The sequence below is a fragment of the Rhizobacter sp. P5_C2 genome (assembly GCF_054049715.1).
Genome location: NZ_JBFULV010000035.1, coordinates 35,825 through 50,422, shown reverse-complemented (window position 1 = coordinate 50,422; position 14,598 = coordinate 35,825). Strand labels below are relative to the sequence as shown.

14 protein-coding genes are annotated in these 14,598 nt (G+C 68.6%); 7 read left to right on the top strand and 7 right to left on the bottom strand.

The window, feature by feature from the left end:
- The 3 genes from ACXJLU_RS15035 to ACXJLU_RS15025 are packed head-to-tail and all read right to left on the bottom strand — an operon-like array spanning position 1 to position 2,901.
- Positions 1-1,137, bottom strand: coding sequence for a PilT/PilU family type 4a pilus ATPase (locus ACXJLU_RS15035; RefSeq protein ID WP_073462608.1), 1,137 nt, complete (start codon positions 1,135-1,137; stop codon positions 1-3).
- Between the two features lie 18 nt (positions 1,138-1,155).
- Complete coding sequence (locus ACXJLU_RS15030; protein ID WP_457332197.1) at positions 1,156-1,809, bottom strand: cyclic nucleotide-binding domain-containing protein; 654 nt, start codon at positions 1,807-1,809, stop codon at positions 1,156-1,158.
- Positions 1,810-1,857: 48 nt separating this feature from the next.
- The gene (locus tag ACXJLU_RS15025; protein ID WP_073462607.1) at positions 1,858-2,901 is read right to left on the bottom strand and encodes a type IV pilus twitching motility protein PilT; all 1,044 of its coding nucleotides are present in this window, start codon (positions 2,899-2,901) and stop codon (positions 1,858-1,860) included.
- 102 nt (positions 2,902-3,003) lie between these two features.
- Between ACXJLU_RS15025 and ACXJLU_RS15020 the strand changes: the two genes are divergently transcribed.
- Positions 3,004-3,705 carry a YggS family pyridoxal phosphate-dependent enzyme gene (locus tag ACXJLU_RS15020; protein WP_457332194.1) on the top strand — a complete coding sequence of 234 codons (702 nt, stop codon included), beginning with the start codon at positions 3,004-3,006 and terminating at the stop codon, positions 3,703-3,705.
- Here the strand turns inward: ACXJLU_RS15020 and ACXJLU_RS15015 are convergent.
- Positions 3,694-4,176: an Lrp/AsnC ligand binding domain-containing protein gene (locus tag ACXJLU_RS15015; RefSeq protein ID WP_056804268.1), complete on the bottom strand. Its 483-nt coding sequence runs from the start codon at positions 4,174-4,176 to the stop codon at positions 3,694-3,696. The genes ACXJLU_RS15020 and ACXJLU_RS15015 overlap by 12 nt on opposite strands.
- A 95-nt stretch (positions 4,177-4,271) precedes the next feature.
- On the opposite strand from ACXJLU_RS15015, the gene ACXJLU_RS15010 reads away from it, so the two are divergent.
- Together ACXJLU_RS15010 and ACXJLU_RS15005 are read left to right on the top strand one after the other, a co-directional pair.
- A complete protein-coding gene (locus tag ACXJLU_RS15010) occupies positions 4,272-7,253 on the top strand; it encodes an L-glutamate gamma-semialdehyde dehydrogenase (protein WP_457332225.1) in 2,982 nt (993 codons plus the stop codon).
- A gap of 104 nt (positions 7,254-7,357) precedes the next feature.
- Complete coding sequence (locus ACXJLU_RS15005; RefSeq protein ID WP_457332192.1) at positions 7,358-8,905, top strand: methyl-accepting chemotaxis protein; 1,548 nt, start codon at positions 7,358-7,360, stop codon at positions 8,903-8,905.
- Positions 8,906-8,935: 30 nt separating this feature from the next.
- Here the strand turns inward: ACXJLU_RS15005 and ACXJLU_RS15000 are convergent, their stop codons facing one another.
- From ACXJLU_RS15000 to ACXJLU_RS14990, 3 genes are all read right to left on the bottom strand, one after another.
- Positions 8,936-9,508: a YceI family protein gene (locus tag ACXJLU_RS15000; RefSeq protein ID WP_073462782.1), complete on the bottom strand. Its 573-nt coding sequence runs from the start codon at positions 9,506-9,508 to the stop codon at positions 8,936-8,938.
- A 62-nt stretch (positions 9,509-9,570) separates the two neighbouring features.
- Positions 9,571-10,143: a YceI family protein gene (locus tag ACXJLU_RS14995; RefSeq protein WP_457332190.1), complete on the bottom strand. Its 573-nt coding sequence runs from the start codon at positions 10,141-10,143 to the stop codon at positions 9,571-9,573.
- A 28-nt stretch (positions 10,144-10,171) separates the two neighbouring features.
- Positions 10,172-10,714, bottom strand: a complete 543-nt coding sequence (locus tag ACXJLU_RS14990; protein WP_457332188.1) for a cytochrome b — start codon at positions 10,712-10,714, stop codon at positions 10,172-10,174.
- A 307-nt stretch (positions 10,715-11,021) separates the two neighbouring features.
- Between ACXJLU_RS14990 and ACXJLU_RS14985 the strand changes: the two genes are divergently transcribed.
- From ACXJLU_RS14985 to ACXJLU_RS14970, 4 genes are read left to right on the top strand one after another with little or no spacing between them, the layout of a single operon-like run.
- On the top strand, positions 11,022-11,831 hold the full coding sequence (locus ACXJLU_RS14985) for an IclR family transcriptional regulator (RefSeq protein WP_457332186.1): 810 nt from the start codon (positions 11,022-11,024) through the stop codon (positions 11,829-11,831).
- Positions 11,832-11,859: 28 nt separating this feature from the next.
- Entirely contained in the window at positions 11,860-12,645 is a 786-nt protein-coding gene (locus tag ACXJLU_RS14980; RefSeq protein ID WP_457332184.1) for an ABC transporter ATP-binding protein, read from the top strand.
- A gap of 1 nt (position 12,646) precedes the next feature.
- Positions 12,647-13,351: an ABC transporter ATP-binding protein gene (locus ACXJLU_RS14975; RefSeq protein ID WP_457332182.1), complete on the top strand. Its 705-nt coding sequence runs from the start codon at positions 12,647-12,649 to the stop codon at positions 13,349-13,351.
- A gap of 32 nt (positions 13,352-13,383) precedes the next feature.
- Positions 13,384-14,589, top strand: a complete 1,206-nt coding sequence (locus ACXJLU_RS14970; RefSeq protein WP_457332180.1) for an ABC transporter substrate-binding protein — start codon at positions 13,384-13,386, stop codon at positions 14,587-14,589.
- The last annotated feature ends 9 nt before the right edge of the window (positions 14,590-14,598 follow it).

Below are 14,598 nucleotides of genomic sequence, written 5' to 3'. Positions count from 1 at the left end.
TCAGACGATGGTCAGGTGCTCGGTACCGGCCGACAGGTCGCTGCTGCGCGCACGGTTGCTGTTCAGCTTGATCTGCAGCCGCAGGTCGTTCACCGAGTCGGCGTTGCGCAGCGCATCTTCGTAGGTCACCAGGTGGTTCTCATACAGGTCGAACAGGCTCTGGTCGAAGGTCTGCATGCCCAGCTCGCGCGACTTCTTCATGATCTCCTTGATCTCGGAGACTTCGCCCTTGAAGATCAGCTCCGAGATCAGCGGCGTGTTCAGCATGATCTCGACCGCGGCGATCCGCCCGCGCCCTTCCTGGCGCGGCAGCAGCCGCTGCGACACCAGCGACTTCAGGTTCAGCGACAAGTCCATCAGCAGCTGGGCGCGGCGCTCTTCGGGGAAGAAGTTGATGATCCGGTCGAGCGCCTGGTTGGCGCTGTTGGCGTGCAGCGTGGCCATGCACAGGTGGCCGGTTTCAGCGAAGGCCACTGCGTGCTCCATGGTCTCGCGGTCGCGGATTTCGCCCATCAGGATCACGTCGGGCGCCTGGCGCAGCGTGTTCTTCAGCGCCTGGCCCCAGCCTTCGGTGTCGAGGCCGACCTCGCGCTGCGTGATGATGCAGTTCTTGTGCGGGTGCACGAACTCGACCGGGTCTTCGATCGTGATGATGTGGCCGTACGAGTTCTCGTTGCGGAAATCGACCATCGCCGCCAGCGAGGTGCTCTTGCCCGAGCCGGTGGCGCCGACGAAGATCACGAGACCGCGCTTGGTCATCGTCACGTCTTTCAGCACCTGCGGCAGGTTCAGGCTGTCGATGGTCGGCAGCGTCTGCGGAATCGTCCGCATCACCAGCCCGACGTGCCCCTGCTGCACGAAGGCGTTGACCCGGAAGCGGCCGATGCCCTGCGGCGAGATCGCGAAGTTGCACTCCTTGGTGCGCTCGAACTCGGCGGCCTGCTTGTCGTTCATCACCGCGCGCGTCAGCGCCAGCGTGTGCTGGCCGGTCAGCGGCTGCGGCGACACCTTGGTGACCTTGCCGTCGACCTTGATGGCCGGCGGGAAGTCCGCGGTGAGGAACAAGTCGGACCCGTTGCGCGACACCATCAGGCGCAGCAGGTCGTTGACGAATTTCGATGCCTGGTCTCTTTCCATGATGCTTCCTCTGGCCCGTCAGGTGCTGGACAACAAGGCACTCAGCCGGGCGCTGACCTGCCGCAAACGCAATGACAAACGCCGCGACAGCGAGGCCAGCAGGGCCAGGCCGAGTCGCGGCTCGAACATGATCATCTCATCCAATCGCTGCGCATCCACCACCGCGAGGGTACACGGCGTCAGCGTGGTGCAGGCGGAGAAGCGGGCGCCCGCGTCGAGCAGCGACATCTCGCCCAGCATGTCGCCGGCCCGCGCCTCGGCCAGCCGGGCTCGTCCGCCCCAGGGCTGGATGCGGTCGACCGCCAGCGTGCCGTCGAGCACGATCAGCATGTAGTCGCCCTGCTCGTCCTGGCCGATCACTTCCTTGTTGGCCGGCACCTGCACGAACTGCAGGTACTGGCTCATGCGCTGCAGCTCGTCCGGGCTGAGCGCCGCCACGTAGCGGTCGGCACCCCACAGCTTGGCGAACAGCGGCTCGGCCTGCTGGCGCTCGATCGGGGTGGCGCCGACCGTCGGCGCGCGCGCGGCCCAGGTGGCCAGCGCCTGGGTGTCTTCGGCGCGGTCGGCGAACTGGGTCGAGAAGAAGCCGGATTCGCCGAGGCCCGCGTCCTCCTTCGAGACCGCGCGCGTGTCGTCGCCGCCACGCTTCAGGCGATCAAAGAGTCGTTTCACGCGGCACCTGGGGCGGACGGATCGAGGCGGGTGGCGGGTTGTGGCCGGTCAGCCGGGGAAGTTTTCGGGGAACTTCGCCTTCGAGCGCGCTTCGGCCGGCGAGATGATGTTGCGGCGAACCAGGTCCGACAGGTTCTGGTCGAGCGTCTGCATGCCCACCGTGTTGCCGGTCTGGATCGACGAATACATCTGCGCGATCTTGTTCTCGCGGATCAGGTTGCGGATGGCCGCGGTGCCCAGCATGATTTCGTGCGCCGCGGCGCGGCCGCTGCCGTCCTTCAGCTTGCACAGCGTCTGCGAGATCACGCCGATCAGCGATTCCGACAGCATCGAGCGCACCATTTCCTTTTCGGCGGCCGGGAACACGTCGACCACGCGGTCGATCGTCTTGGCGGCCGAGCTGGTGTGCAGCGTGCCGAACACCAGGTGGCCAGTTTCGGCGGCGGTCAGCGCGAGGCGGATGGTTTCCAGGTCGCGCATTTCGCCGACCAGGATGCAGTCCGGGTCTTCGCGCAGCGCCGAGCGCAGCGCGTTCGCGAAGCTCAGCGTGTGCGGGCCGACCTCGCGCTGGTTGATCAGGCACTTCTTGGATTCGTGCACGAACTCGATCGGGTCTTCGACCGTCAGCACGTGGCCGTACTCGTTTTCGTTCAGATGGTTGACCATCGCGGCCAGCGTGGTCGACTTGCCCGAGCCGGTCGGGCCGGTGACGAGCACCAGGCCGCGCGGCTTCAGCGCGAGCTCGGCGAACACCTTCGGGGTGTTGAGTTGCTCCAGCGTCAGGATCTTCGACGGAATGGTCCGGAACACGGCGCCGGCGCCGCGGTTCTGGTTGAAGGCATTGACCCGGAAGCGGGCCAGGCCCTGGATCTCGAACGAGAAGTCGCACTCGAGCGTTTCTTCGTAATTCTTGCGCTGCGAGTCGTTCATGATGTCGTAGACCATCTCGTGCACCTGCTTGTGCTCGAGCGGATCGACATTGATGCGACGCACATCGCCGTGCACGCGGATCATCGGCGGCAGCCCTGCCGACAAGTGAAGGTCGGAGGCCTTGTTCTTGACCGAGAACGCGAGCAGTTGGGTGATGTCCATGGGGTGCTTGTAATGGGTTGTGAGCGGCCACCTCGTCGGCGGGGCTCGCGGCGCCGCCTGTTCCCGGGTGTCCCTGGTAGCTTGGGATAGGCTCGGGGAATTATGGCGACGATTGCTTCGAACATACAACAAGTGCACCAGCGCATCTCGCGGGCATGTGCGCTCTCGCAACGCCCCGTGCGAAGCGTCACGCTGCTGGTTGTTACCAAAACTTTCGGGCCGGACGCGGTGCGCGAGGCCTTCGCGGCGGGCGAGCGCCGCTTCGGCGAGAACTATGTTCAGGAGGGCATCGACAAGATTGCCGCGCTGGCCGAGCTGCGAGCCGACGTCGAATGGCACCTGATCGGCCCGCTGCAGAGCAACAAGACGCGCGTCGTCGCCGAGCAGTTCGACTGGGTGCACTCGGTCGACCGGCTGAAGATCGCGCAGCGGCTGAGCGAGCAGCGGCCGGCGCGGCTGGCGCCGTTGCAGCTGTGCCTGCAGGTGAACATCAGCGGGGAGGCCAGCAAGAGCGGGCTGGCACCCGGCGAGGTGGCCGAGGTGGCCCGGCAGGTCGCGGCGCTGCCCGGGGTGCGGTTGCGCGGCTTGATGGCGATTCCCGAGCCGGCTGGCGATCTCGAGGGCCAACGCGCGCCGCACCGGGCGTTGCGGGAGTTGCTGGAGCAGCTGAATGCCGAGGGCCTGGCGCTCGACACGCTGTCGATGGGCATGTCGGCCGACCTCGATGCGGCCGTGGCCGAGGGCGCGACGATGGTGCGCGTCGGCAGCGCGATCTTCGGCAGCCGGGCCGTCTCAGATCGGTAGCGCCGTCGTGTTCTTCACCTCTTCCATCACCGCATACGTGTGCGTCTCCCGCACCCCCGGCAGGCTCCAGATCACCGAGCCGATCAGCTCGCGGTACGAGCCCATGTCGGCCACGCGCGTCTTGATCAGGTAGTCGAAACCGCCGGCCACCAGGTGGCATTCGAGGATCTCGGGCCGCACCTGCACCGCCGCCTTGAAGGCCTTCATCACGTCCGGCGTCGTGCGGTCGAGCACGACCTCGATGAAGACCATCATTCCCGCGCCGAGCTTGTCGGGGTTCAATCGCGCCTCGTAGCCGAGGATGAAGCCGTCGCGCGTCAAGCGCTTCACCCGCTCCAGCACCGCCGTCGGCGACAAGTGCACCGTCTCGGCCAACTTCAGGTTCGAGATGCGCCCGTCCTGCTGCAGCGCGCCCAGGATCCGGGCGTCGATCTTGTCCAGCGTGGCGGGCAGGCTGTGATTGGTTTTCATGGTGAATGAATTCGGAGGCTGGCTTTTTGTCGGTGATTAATTCATGTAATCAGCAGATACGCTAGTAGAACTAACACCAATGGTGAGCTTCGATGATGTTTTTGCCGCCGGCTCGCGCCCGCCTGCCCTACCCGTACCGCCCTGAACTGGAACTGTTAGCAAGCCTGACGCCACCCCTTGCGCAGGCGCTCGACTGGGCGGCCGCCCAGGCCGCCGCGCGGCCCTGGGTGCAGGCGGTGCGCGACAAGCCGGCACCGTTCTGGGCGATGGAGTCGCTGCTGCGGGAATACCCGATCTCCAGCGCCGAGGGCCTGGCGCTGATGCGGTTGGCCGAGGCGCTGCTGCGTGTGCCCGATGCCGAGACCGCGATCGCGCTGACCGCCGACCAGCTCGGCAAGGCCGAGTTCGATGCGTCGTCGGGCGGGCCGCACCAGATGCTGGCGAGCCTGTCGGCGAGCGCGATCTCGCTGTCGAAGAAGTTCCTGCCGCAAGCCGATGCCGAAGCGGGGCTGTTCAAGCGCCTCGGTGCGCAGACGGTGGTGGCCGCGACGGTGCGTGCGATCCAGCTGCTCGGCCGGCAGTTCGTGCTCGGCCGCGACATCGCCGAGGCCATGGGCGAGGCGGCCTCGGCGCGCAAGCAGCAGGCCGGCCTGCGCTTCAGCTACGACATGCTCGGCGAGGGTGCGCGCACCGAGGCCGATGCGCGGCGCTACCTGGCCTCGTATGCGAAGGCGATCGACGCGATCGGCGGTGGCCGGGTCGCGGCCGGGCCGGAAGCGGCCGACGGCATCTCGATCAAGCTCAGTGCCCTCTTCTCGCGCTATGAAGACGCGCAGCGCGAGCGCGTCGGCGCCGAGCTGCTGCCGCGCGTGTGGCAGCTGATCGAGCAGGCTGCGCGCGCCAACATCAACCTGACGATCGATGCGGAAGAGAGCGACCGGCTCGAGCTGTCGCTCGACGTGCTGGACGCGCTGGCCGAGCGCATCGCGCAGCAGTTTCCGCTGTGGCGCGGCTTCGGCCTCGCGGTGCAGGCCTACCAGACGCGCGCGCTGCAGGTGGTCGACGAAGTCGCACGCATCGCCCGCCGGCACGGCCTGAAGTTCATGGTGCGGCTGGTCAAGGGCGCCTACTGGGACGGCGAGATCAAGCGCGCCCAGGAACAGGGCCTGGCCGGCTACCCGGTGTTCACGCACAAGCACCACACCGACATCTCGTACCTGGCCTGCGCGCGGGCGCTGATCGGCCATGCGGAGGTGATCTACCCGCAGTTCGCGACGCACAACGCCGGCACCATCGCGGCGATCGTGCAGATGGCGCAGGCGGCCGGCGCGCCGTTCGAGATGCAGCGGCTGCACGGCATGGGCGAGGGGGTGTACCGCGAGGTGATGCGCGACGCCAACATCCCGGTGCGCGTCTATGCGCCGGTCGGCGAGCACCGCGACCTGCTGGCCTACCTGGTGCGCCGGCTGCTGGAGAACGGTGCCAATTCGTCGTTCGTGCACCAGCTGTCGGATGACGAGGTGCCGGTCGACCTGCTGCTCGCGTCACCGCTGGCGCCGGCGGCCGCGATCGGCCAGCTGCTGCCGCGCGCGCTGTACGGCGAAAGTGGGCGCGTCAACTCGCGCGGTGCCGACCTGGCCTGCATCGAGGAGCGCGGACCCTTGGACGCGGCGCTGGCCGCGACCAGCGTCGAGCCGGTGCGCGAAGCGACGGTGGCCGATGTCGGCGATGCGATGACGCGCCTGCAGTCCGGCTTCGAGGCCTGGAACGCGACCCCGCTGGCCGAACGCGCGATGACACTGCGTCGCGCCGGCGATGCGCTCGAGGCCCGCCTGCCCGAGTTCTGCGGCCTGCTGGTGAAAGAGGCGCACAAGACGCTGGGCGACTGCGTGGCCGAGGTGCGCGAGGCGGTCGACTTCTGCCGCTACTACGCCGACCAGGCCGAGGCCCGGCTGGCCACGCAGGCCCTGCCCGGCCCGACCGGCGAGAGCAACGCGCTGCAGCTGCACGGCCGCGGCGTCTTCGTCTGCATCAGCCCATGGAACTTCCCGCTCGCGATCTTCGCCGGCCAGGTGGTGGCCGCGCTGGTGGCCGGCAACGCGGTGGCCGCCAAGCCGGCCGAGCAGACGCCCGCTGTCGCGCAGCGCCTGGTCGCGCTGCTGCACGAGGCCGGCGTGCCGCGCGATGCGCTCGCGATGCTGCACGGCCCCGGTGAGACGGTGGGCGCCGCGCTGGTCGCCGATGCGCGCACCGCGGGCGTGTGCTTCACCGGCTCGACCGCGGTCGCGAAGATCATCAACCGCGCGCTCGCCGCGAAGGACGGCCCGATCGTGCCGCTGATCGCCGAGACCGGCGGCATCAACGCGATGGTGGTTGACAGCACCGCGCTGCCCGAGCAGGTGGTCGACGCCATCGTGCAGAGCGCATTCCGCTCGGCCGGCCAGCGCTGTTCGGCGCTGCGCTTGCTGTGCGTGCACGAGGGCGTGGCCGACGGCGTGATCGAGATGGTGCGCGGCGCGCTGGCCGAGCTGCGCGTCGACGACCCGGCGCTGCTCGCGACCGACGTCGGCCCGGTGATCGACGACGAGGCCTTCGCCGGCATCCGCGGCCATGTCGAGCGCTTGCGCGGCAGCGCAGCGCTGATCGGCGAGGCGCCGGTGACCTCGACCTTCCCGCGCCTCGTCGCACCGGTCGCGTTCGAGCTGCCGCGCATCGCCGATGTGCGCCAGGAGATCTTCGGCCCGGTGCTGCACGTGGTGCGCTGGCGCGGCGACGTGGCCGACGTGATCGCGCAGGTCAACGCGCTCGGCTACGGGCTGACGCTGGGCATCCAGACGCGCATCGACAGCCGCGCGCTGCGGCTTGCGCAGGCGGCGCGCATCGGCAACGTGTACGTCAACCGCAACATGATCGGTGCGGTGGTCGGCGTGCAGCCGTTCGGCGGCGAGGGGCTGAGCGGCACCGGCCCGAAGGCCGGCGGGCCGCACTACCTCTACCGCTTCTGCGCCGAGCAGACGCTGACGATCAACACCGCGGCCGCCGGCGGCAATGCGGCCTTGCTGGCCGGGGGCCACTGAAATCCTGAACAAATGACCCGGTCAAGGCGACCGGCGGCACGTCGAAAAACCTGACACAGCGCCCGCGCCGGGCGGCTGGCTCCGGTGTTCGTCGAGGTGTTGCCATGAAGTCGATCAAGTCCGTGTTGTTGCTGTTCCTCGCGGTGTTCATCGTCGCGCTGCTGGTGCTGCATGGCAGCGCCCGCTGGAACAGCCACCGCATGCAGGCCCAGGCGCGCCAGGTGTTCGTCGCGAAGGACGTGACCGCCGACGTGCTGCCGCCGCCGCTGTACCTGATCGAGGCGCGGCTGGTGCTGTCGCAGGCGCTCGAAGGCACGCTGCCACCGGCTGCGGCGCTGCGTGGTTTCGATGCACTGGCCGAGGCCTACCGTGCGCGCGTCGACTACTGGCGCACCCATCCGCCGTACGGGCTGGAACGCGAGCTGCTCGGCGAGCAGCATGAAGCGGCGCAACGCTTCTTCGAGGCCGCCCGCGCGCAGGTGCTGCAGCCGCTGCACGATGGGCGTGCCGATGCCGCACGCGCCGCGCTGCCGGCCGTGCAAGTGCACTATGAGGCACACCGGCGTGGCGTCGACCGCACCGTCGAGCGCTCGAATGCCTTCGCCGACGACCGGATTTCCGGCTTCGACGACATCGTCGCGGTGAACGACCGCCACGCCCTCGCGGTGCTGGGCGGCGCGCTGCTGGCCAGCGCCCTGCTGTTCGCGCTGGTGTGGTGGCGGCTGCAGCGCGACGTGGCGCGGCCGCTGCAGCTGGCGAGCGGCGTGGCCGCGCGCATCGCCACCGGCGACCTGTGCGGCGACATCCAGGTCAGCGGGCGCGACGAAGCGGCCGAGGTGCTGCGCGCGCTGGTCGACATGCAGGCCGGCCTGCGGCGCGTGGTCGGCGAGGTGCGCGAAGGGGCCGACGGCATCGCCACCGCGAGCGCGCAGATCGCACAAGGCAACATGGACCTGTCGGACCGCACCGAGCAGCAGGCCGCCAACCTGCAGCAGACCGCGGCGGCGTTGCACCAGATCGACAACAGCGTGCGCGGCAATGCCGAGCACGCCCGGCAGGCGGACAGCGCGGCGGCCGAGGCCTCGCAGGTGGCCGACCACGGCGGCACGGTCGTCACGCGGGTCGTCGGCACGATGAACGAGATCGGCGAGGCGGCGGCGCGCATCGGCACCATCGTCGGCGTGATCGACGGCATCGCGCTGCAGACCAACATCCTCGCGCTGAATGCGGCGGTCGAGGCGGCCCGCTCGGGCGAGCACGGCCGCGGCTTCTCGGTGGTGGCCGGCGAGGTGCGGTCGCTGTCGCAGCGCTGCGCCGAGGCGGCGCGGCAGATCCGCGGCCTGGTCGCCGAGAGCACGCAGCGCATCGAGGAAGGGCACCGGCTGGCCGGTGAGGCCGGCTCGACGATGCAGCGCGTCGTCAGCCAGTTCGCGCAGGTGTCGGCGCTGATCAGCCAGATCAGCGGCGCGACGCGCCAGCAGACGCAGGGCGTCGGCCAGGTCAACGACGCGGTGCAGCAGCTCGACGGCGTGACGCAGCAGAATGCCGCGCTGGTCGAGGAGTCGGCGGCCGCGGCCGGCAGCCTCAGCGCGCAGGCGCAGCGGCTGGCCGCCGCGGTGTCGGTGTTCCGGCTCCAGGGCAGCGCGGCCTGAGCGGGCCGCGCCGGCTCCCCGGGGGGAGGCTTACTGCTTGACGGCTTCGACCTGGATCAGCATGTGGATGTTGTCCGGCAGGCCGTACTGCAGGCCGTAGCTGACGCCCCACTGGCTGCGCTGGATCGTCGTCTCGAAGTCGCCGCCGCACACTTCGCGCTTCAGCATCGGGTTCTCGTAGCAGTTGAAGTTGACGGCCGTCAGCGTGAGCGGCTGGGTCTTGCCGGCCAGCGTCAGCGCGCCGGCGACCGAGGTCACCTTGCCGGCACCGTCGAAGCTGAACTTGTCGCCGACGAACTTGGCGGTCGGCTGTTCGGCGGCGTTGAAGAAGTCCTTGCCCTTCAGGTGCGTGTCGAGCGCCGGCACGCCGGTGTTGATCGCGGTCATGTCGAAGGTGATTTCGACGCGGCCGGTCTTGGCAGCCTTGTCGAACGTGACGGTGCCTTCCTTCTTGTCGAAGCGGCCACGCAGCGTGCTGGTGTTGAAGTGCTTCGCCTCGAAGATCGCGGCGGTGTGGGTCGGGTCGATCGCGTAGGTCGCGGCTTCGGCTTGTGCCAGGCCGGCAGCGGCGAGGGCGGCGGCGGCAACGAGGGTCTTCATCATCATGGGAATGGTCCTGGTGAGGTGGGTGAGGTACTGCAGAGGAATCCGGCGGATCCGGAAAATCAGAAGGCGCCCACGCCGGTCAGCGCGAGCTTGAACTTGACGGTGACGTCGTTGGCCACCATCGAGGTGTCTTTCCAGTCGCCGTCGCCGATCTTGAAATCGAGGCGCTTGATCACGAAGCTGCCGGTGGCCGTGGTGTTGCCGCCGGCCTGCGCCAGCACCACCGGCACGACCACGTCGTGGCTCGCGCCCTTGATCGCCAGCTTGCCGGCCACGTCGAACTTGCCCGGGCCGGTGGCCTTGACGCTGGTCGATTGGAAGGTGGCTTGCGGGAACGACTTGGTGTTGAACCAGTCCGGCTTGGCGACCTCGGCCTCGGTTTCGGCGGTGCCGAGCGTGACGCTCGCCAGGTCGATCGTGAAGCCGATCTTCGCGGCCTCGGGCTTCTTCGGGTCGAACGCGACCTGCGCGTCGAACTTGCGGAACTTGCCGTCGACCGGCACGCCCATCTGCTTGCTGGTGAAGGCGATCTCGCTTTGCGCCGGCACCACCTTCTGCTGCGCCTGGGCGCAGGCAGGGAAGGCGAACGCGGCGGCGACGGCGAAGCTCGCGACGGTGAGGTAGGTTTTCATTCGAAGGTCTCCCGGTGAAAGTGAGGGGTCAACGCGAGCCGCCAGGCAGCATGCGAGCCAGCAGCCCGTCGCGGTCGATGAACTGGTGCTTCAGCGCGGCTGCCACATGCAGCGTCACCAGGGCCGCCAGGCCATAGGCGAGCAGCGCGTGGACCTGCTTCGCGGTCTCGGCCAGCGCCTTGTCGGCCGGCACGAAATCGGGCAGCGGCAGCAGCCCGAACACGACGATCGGGAAGCCGGCCGCCGAGCTGTACGCCCAGCCGGCCAGCGGCACCGCGAAGAACAGCAGGTACAGCAGGTTGTGCGTCCAGTGCGACGCGCGCTGCTGCCAGGCGGGCGACGGCAGGTCGGCCGGCGGGCGGTGCGTCAGGCGCCACAGCAGGCGCAGCGCCGACAGCGCGAGGATCACCACGCCCGACCACTTGTGCCAGTTGAAGAGCTTCAGGCGCTGCGGCGAGAACGGCAGGCCGCTCATGTACAGCCCGACGCAGAACGTGGCGACGATGGCCAGCCCGAGCAGCCAGTGGAAGCTGATGGCAACGGCGTCGTAGCGTGAAGGCGGAGCGCGCATGGAAGGCCTTGAAACAGTTTGAAGCACTTGGGCCCGTCGAATCGGCCCGTGGGGAGGGACTTTAAGAGCAAGGCGAGGTGACGAAGTTCACCACGCTTGTCGCAATCATTCAAAAAAATGAAGCGAGGCGCCTCGCGCAAACCCTGTGCGGACTTTCCCGCGAACCGGCCGCGCCGGCATCCACCAGCGCAAAGACCCCTCTTAGACTGCGCCGGCTGTTCGATGGGTCGATCCTGGTTCAACCCGTTGAACGGCCCTGTTCTCTCCCGGTCTCCCCCACCCACTGCGCCGCGTCGCTGTCCAACGCATGCTGCAAGCCCAACTTCCCCGCCCTCCCGCGACCAAGCCGGCCCTGGTGCCGGCCGTCACGCGGGCGGCCGCGTTGCTGGACCTGTTGGCGCAGCAGCGCGAGGCGATGAGCCTGGCGCGGCTCTCGGCCAGCCTCGGCCTGCCCAAGAGCAGTGTGCACGGCCTGTGCAACACGCTGAGCGCGCTGGGCTACCTGCGCCGCGAGGACGACGGCTGCTTCTTCATCGGCCCGCGCGTGATGGGCCTGGCGCATGCGTTCGTCGCCCACACCAGCCCGGCCCAGGAATTCACCGCGCTGTGGGCCGAGGCCGGCGCGGCGCCGTCCGAGACGGTGATCCTGTCGGTGCTCGACGGTGCCGACGTGGTCTACGTCGCCGCGCGCAACGGCGTGCGCCCGCTCGGCCTGGCGTTCACCGTCGGCATGCGGCTGCCGGCGCACCGCGCGGCCACCGGCAAGGCGATGCTCGCCTGGCTGGACGAGGCCCGGCTGCGCAGCCACTTTCCGCAGAACCGGCTACCGGCCTTCATGAACCGCGCGCCGATCCAGCGCAGCGACCTGGTCGGCGAGCTGGCCGAGATCCGCCGGCGCGGCTACAGCATCGACGACGAGAGCGTGCGCGAAGGCGTGTACTGCTTCGGCGCGCCGGTGTTTGATGCGTCCGGCCAGGCGGTGGCCGGCGTCGGCGTGTGCCTGCAGAAGGCGATGCTCGATCCGCAGGTCGCCGCGCAGCAGAGCGACACCGTGATGCGCGTCGCGCGCGAGCTGACGCAGCGGCTCGGCGGCAGCATGGCCGCGCCGGCCGCCTGAGCGGCACCGAAGAGGAGTTCCAGATTCCATGAGCACCGCAAGCACCCCCGACACCATCCTCGAGACCCGCGCGCTGACAAAGGAGTTCAAGGGCTTCGTCGCGGTGAACCAGGTCGACCTGAAGGTCCGGCGTGGCCACATCCACGCGCTGATCGGCCCGAACGGCGCCGGCAAGACGACCTGCTTCAATCTGCTGACCAAGTTCCTGACGCCCACGCGCGGCCAGATCCTCTTCAACGGCGCCGACATCACGCGCGAGAAGCCGGCGCAGATCGCGCGGCGCGGCGTGATCCGCTCGTTCCAGATCTCGGCGGTGTTCCCGCACCTGAGCGTGCTCGAGAACGTGCGCGTCGCGCTGCAGCGCCAGCTGGGCACCTCGTTCCACTTCTGGAAGTCCGAGCGCACGCTGCACGGCCTGAACGACCGTGCCCGCGCGCTGCTGGCCGAGGTCGACCTGGCCGGGTACGCCGACACGCCGACCGTCGAGCTGAGCTACGGTCGCAAGCGCGCGCTCGAGATCGCGACCACGCTCGCGATGGAGCCCGAGCTGATGCTGCTCGACGAGCCGACGCAGGGCATGGGGCTGGAAGACGTCGACCGCATCCGCCAGCTGATCAAGAAGGTGTCGGCGAACCGCACCATCCTGATGGTGGAGCACAACATGAGCGTGGTGTCGAGCATCGCCGACACCATCACCGTGCTGCAGCGCGGCGCGACGCTGGCCGAAGGGCCGTACAGCGAGGTCTCGAAGAACCCCGCGGTGGTCGAGGCCTACATGGGCACCGCCAACGTCGAACTCGCCGGAGCGCATTGAGATGGCCGAACGCTTCGTCGAAGTCCGCGAACTGCAGGCCTGGTACGGCGAATCGCACGTGCTGCATGGCGTGAACTTCCACGTCGACGAAGGCGAGGTGGTGACGCTGCTCGGGCGCAACGGCGCCGGCCGCACCAGCACGCTGCGCGCGATCATGGGCCTGACCGGCAGCCGCAAGGGCTCGATCCGCATCCGCGGGCAAGAGGCCATCGCGATGCCGACGCACCGCATCGCGCGGCTCGGCATCGGCTACTGCCCGGAAGAGCGCGGCATCTTCTCGAGCCTGTCGGCCGAGGAGAACCTGCTGCTGCCGCCGAAGCTGGCCGACGGCGGCATGGCGATCGACGAGATCTACGCGATGTTCCCGAACCTGAAGGAGCGCGCCGGCAGCCAGGGCACGCGGCTGTCGGGTGGCGAGCAGCAGATGCTGGCCGTCGCGCGCATCCTGCGCACCGGCGCCAAGCTGCTGCTGCTCGACGAGATCTCCGAGGGCCTGGCCCCGGTCATCGTGCAGAAGCTCGCCGAGATGGTGGTGCTGCTGCGCCGCCAGGGCTACACGATCGTGATGGTGGAGCAGAACTTCCGCTTCGCCGCGCCGCTGGCCGACCGCTTCCTCGTGATGGAGCACGGCCAGATCATTCAAGAGTTCACCCAGGCCGAGTTGCCTGGCCGCCTGGCCCAGCTCCACGAGTACCTGGGCGTCTGATCCCGAAGATCGATCCACACAAGGAGACCTCAATGAAACTGAGACACATCGCCGCCGCCTGCTCGCTCGCCGCCACCGCCGCCTTCGTCCCTGCGCACGCGCAGGTGTCGGGCGACGTGATCCGCATCGGCTTCATCACCGACATGTCGGGCCTGTACTCCGACATCGACGGCCCGGCCGGCGTCGAGGCCATCAAGATGGCGATCGCCGATGCCGGCGGCATGGTCAACGGCAAGAAGGTCGAGCTGGTCGTGGCCGACCATCAGAACAAGGCCGACGTGGCCGCTGCGAAGGCGCGCGAGTGGTTCGACACGCAGGGCGTCGACATGCTGATCGGCGGCACCAACTCCGGCACCAGCCTGGCGATGGCCAAGGTGGCGCTCGAGAAGAAGAAGCCGTTCATCGCGGTGGGCGCCGGCAGCTCGGCGCTGACCAACGAGCAGTGCAGCCCGTACACCATCCACTGGGCCTACGACACGATGGCACTGGCCAAGGGCACCGGCGGCGCCGTGGTGCGTGCCGGCGGCAAGAGCTGGTACTTCCTGACGGCCGACTACGCGTTCGGCCAGGCGCTGCAGAACGACACCACCAACGTCGTGAAGGCGGCCGGCGGCACGGTCACCGGCCAGGTCAAGCACCCGCTGTCGGCCAGCGACTTCTCGTCGTTCCTGCTGCAGGCGCAGTCGAGCAAGGCGCAGATCCTGGGCTTGGCGAATGCCGGCGGCGACACCATCAACGCGATCAAGGCCGCCAACGAGTTCGGCGTCACCAAGACGATGAAGCTGGCCGGGCTGCTGGTGTTCATCAACGACATCCACTCGCTGGGCCTGAAGACGACGCAGGGCATGTACCTGACCGACAGCTGGTACTGGAACAAGGATGCCGAGACGCGCGCCTGGAGCCGCAAGTTCTTCGAGAAGGTCAAGCGCATGCCGTCGTCGCTGCAGGCGGCCGACTACTCGGTGGTGGCCAACTACCTGGCGGCCGTCAAGACGACCGGCACCGACGACGCCGACAAGGTGCTCGCGCAGTTGCACAAGGCCAAGGTCAACGACATGTTCGCGAAGAACGGCACGGTGCGCGAAGACGGCCGCATGGTGCACGACATGTACCTGATGCAGGTCAAGTCGCCCGACAAGTCGACCGAGCCGTGGGACTACTACAACGTGGTCGAGACCATCAAGGGCGATGCGGCGTTCACGACCAAGGCCGAGAGCAAGTGCGCTTCCTGGAAGTGATGGGATGAC

Excerpts from the sequence above, each read along its gene's own strand:
- ACXJLU_RS15035 (WP_073462608.1), bottom strand. The coding sequence starts at position 1,137 with ATGGAAAGAGACCAGGCATCGAAATTCGTCAACGACCTGCTGCGCCTG.
- ACXJLU_RS15020 (WP_457332194.1), top strand. The coding sequence starts at position 3,004 with ATGGCGACGATTGCTTCGAACATACAACAAGTGCACCAGCGCATCTCG.
- ACXJLU_RS14995 (WP_457332190.1), bottom strand. The coding sequence starts at position 10,143 with ATGAAAACCTACCTCACCGTCGCGAGCTTCGCCGTCGCCGCCGCGTTC.
- ACXJLU_RS14985 (WP_457332186.1), top strand. The coding sequence starts at position 11,022 with ATGCTGCAAGCCCAACTTCCCCGCCCTCCCGCGACCAAGCCGGCCCTG.
- ACXJLU_RS14990 (WP_457332188.1), bottom strand. The coding sequence starts at position 10,714 with ATGCGCGCTCCGCCTTCACGCTACGACGCCGTTGCCATCAGCTTCCAC.
- ACXJLU_RS14980 (WP_457332184.1), top strand. The coding sequence starts at position 11,860 with ATGAGCACCGCAAGCACCCCCGACACCATCCTCGAGACCCGCGCGCTG.
- ACXJLU_RS14975 (WP_457332182.1), top strand. The coding sequence starts at position 12,647 with ATGGCCGAACGCTTCGTCGAAGTCCGCGAACTGCAGGCCTGGTACGGC.
- ACXJLU_RS15015 (WP_056804268.1), bottom strand. The coding sequence starts at position 4,176 with ATGAAAACCAATCACAGCCTGCCCGCCACGCTGGACAAGATCGACGCC.
- ACXJLU_RS15025 (WP_073462607.1), bottom strand. The coding sequence starts at position 2,901 with ATGGACATCACCCAACTGCTCGCGTTCTCGGTCAAGAACAAGGCCTCC.
- ACXJLU_RS15005 (WP_457332192.1), top strand. The coding sequence starts at position 7,358 with ATGAAGTCGATCAAGTCCGTGTTGTTGCTGTTCCTCGCGGTGTTCATC.
- ACXJLU_RS15000 (WP_073462782.1), bottom strand. The coding sequence starts at position 9,508 with ATGATGAAGACCCTCGTTGCCGCCGCCGCCCTCGCCGCTGCCGGCCTG.
- ACXJLU_RS15010 (WP_457332225.1), top strand. The coding sequence starts at position 4,272 with ATGTTTTTGCCGCCGGCTCGCGCCCGCCTGCCCTACCCGTACCGCCCT.
- ACXJLU_RS14970 (WP_457332180.1), top strand. The coding sequence starts at position 13,384 with ATGAAACTGAGACACATCGCCGCCGCCTGCTCGCTCGCCGCCACCGCC.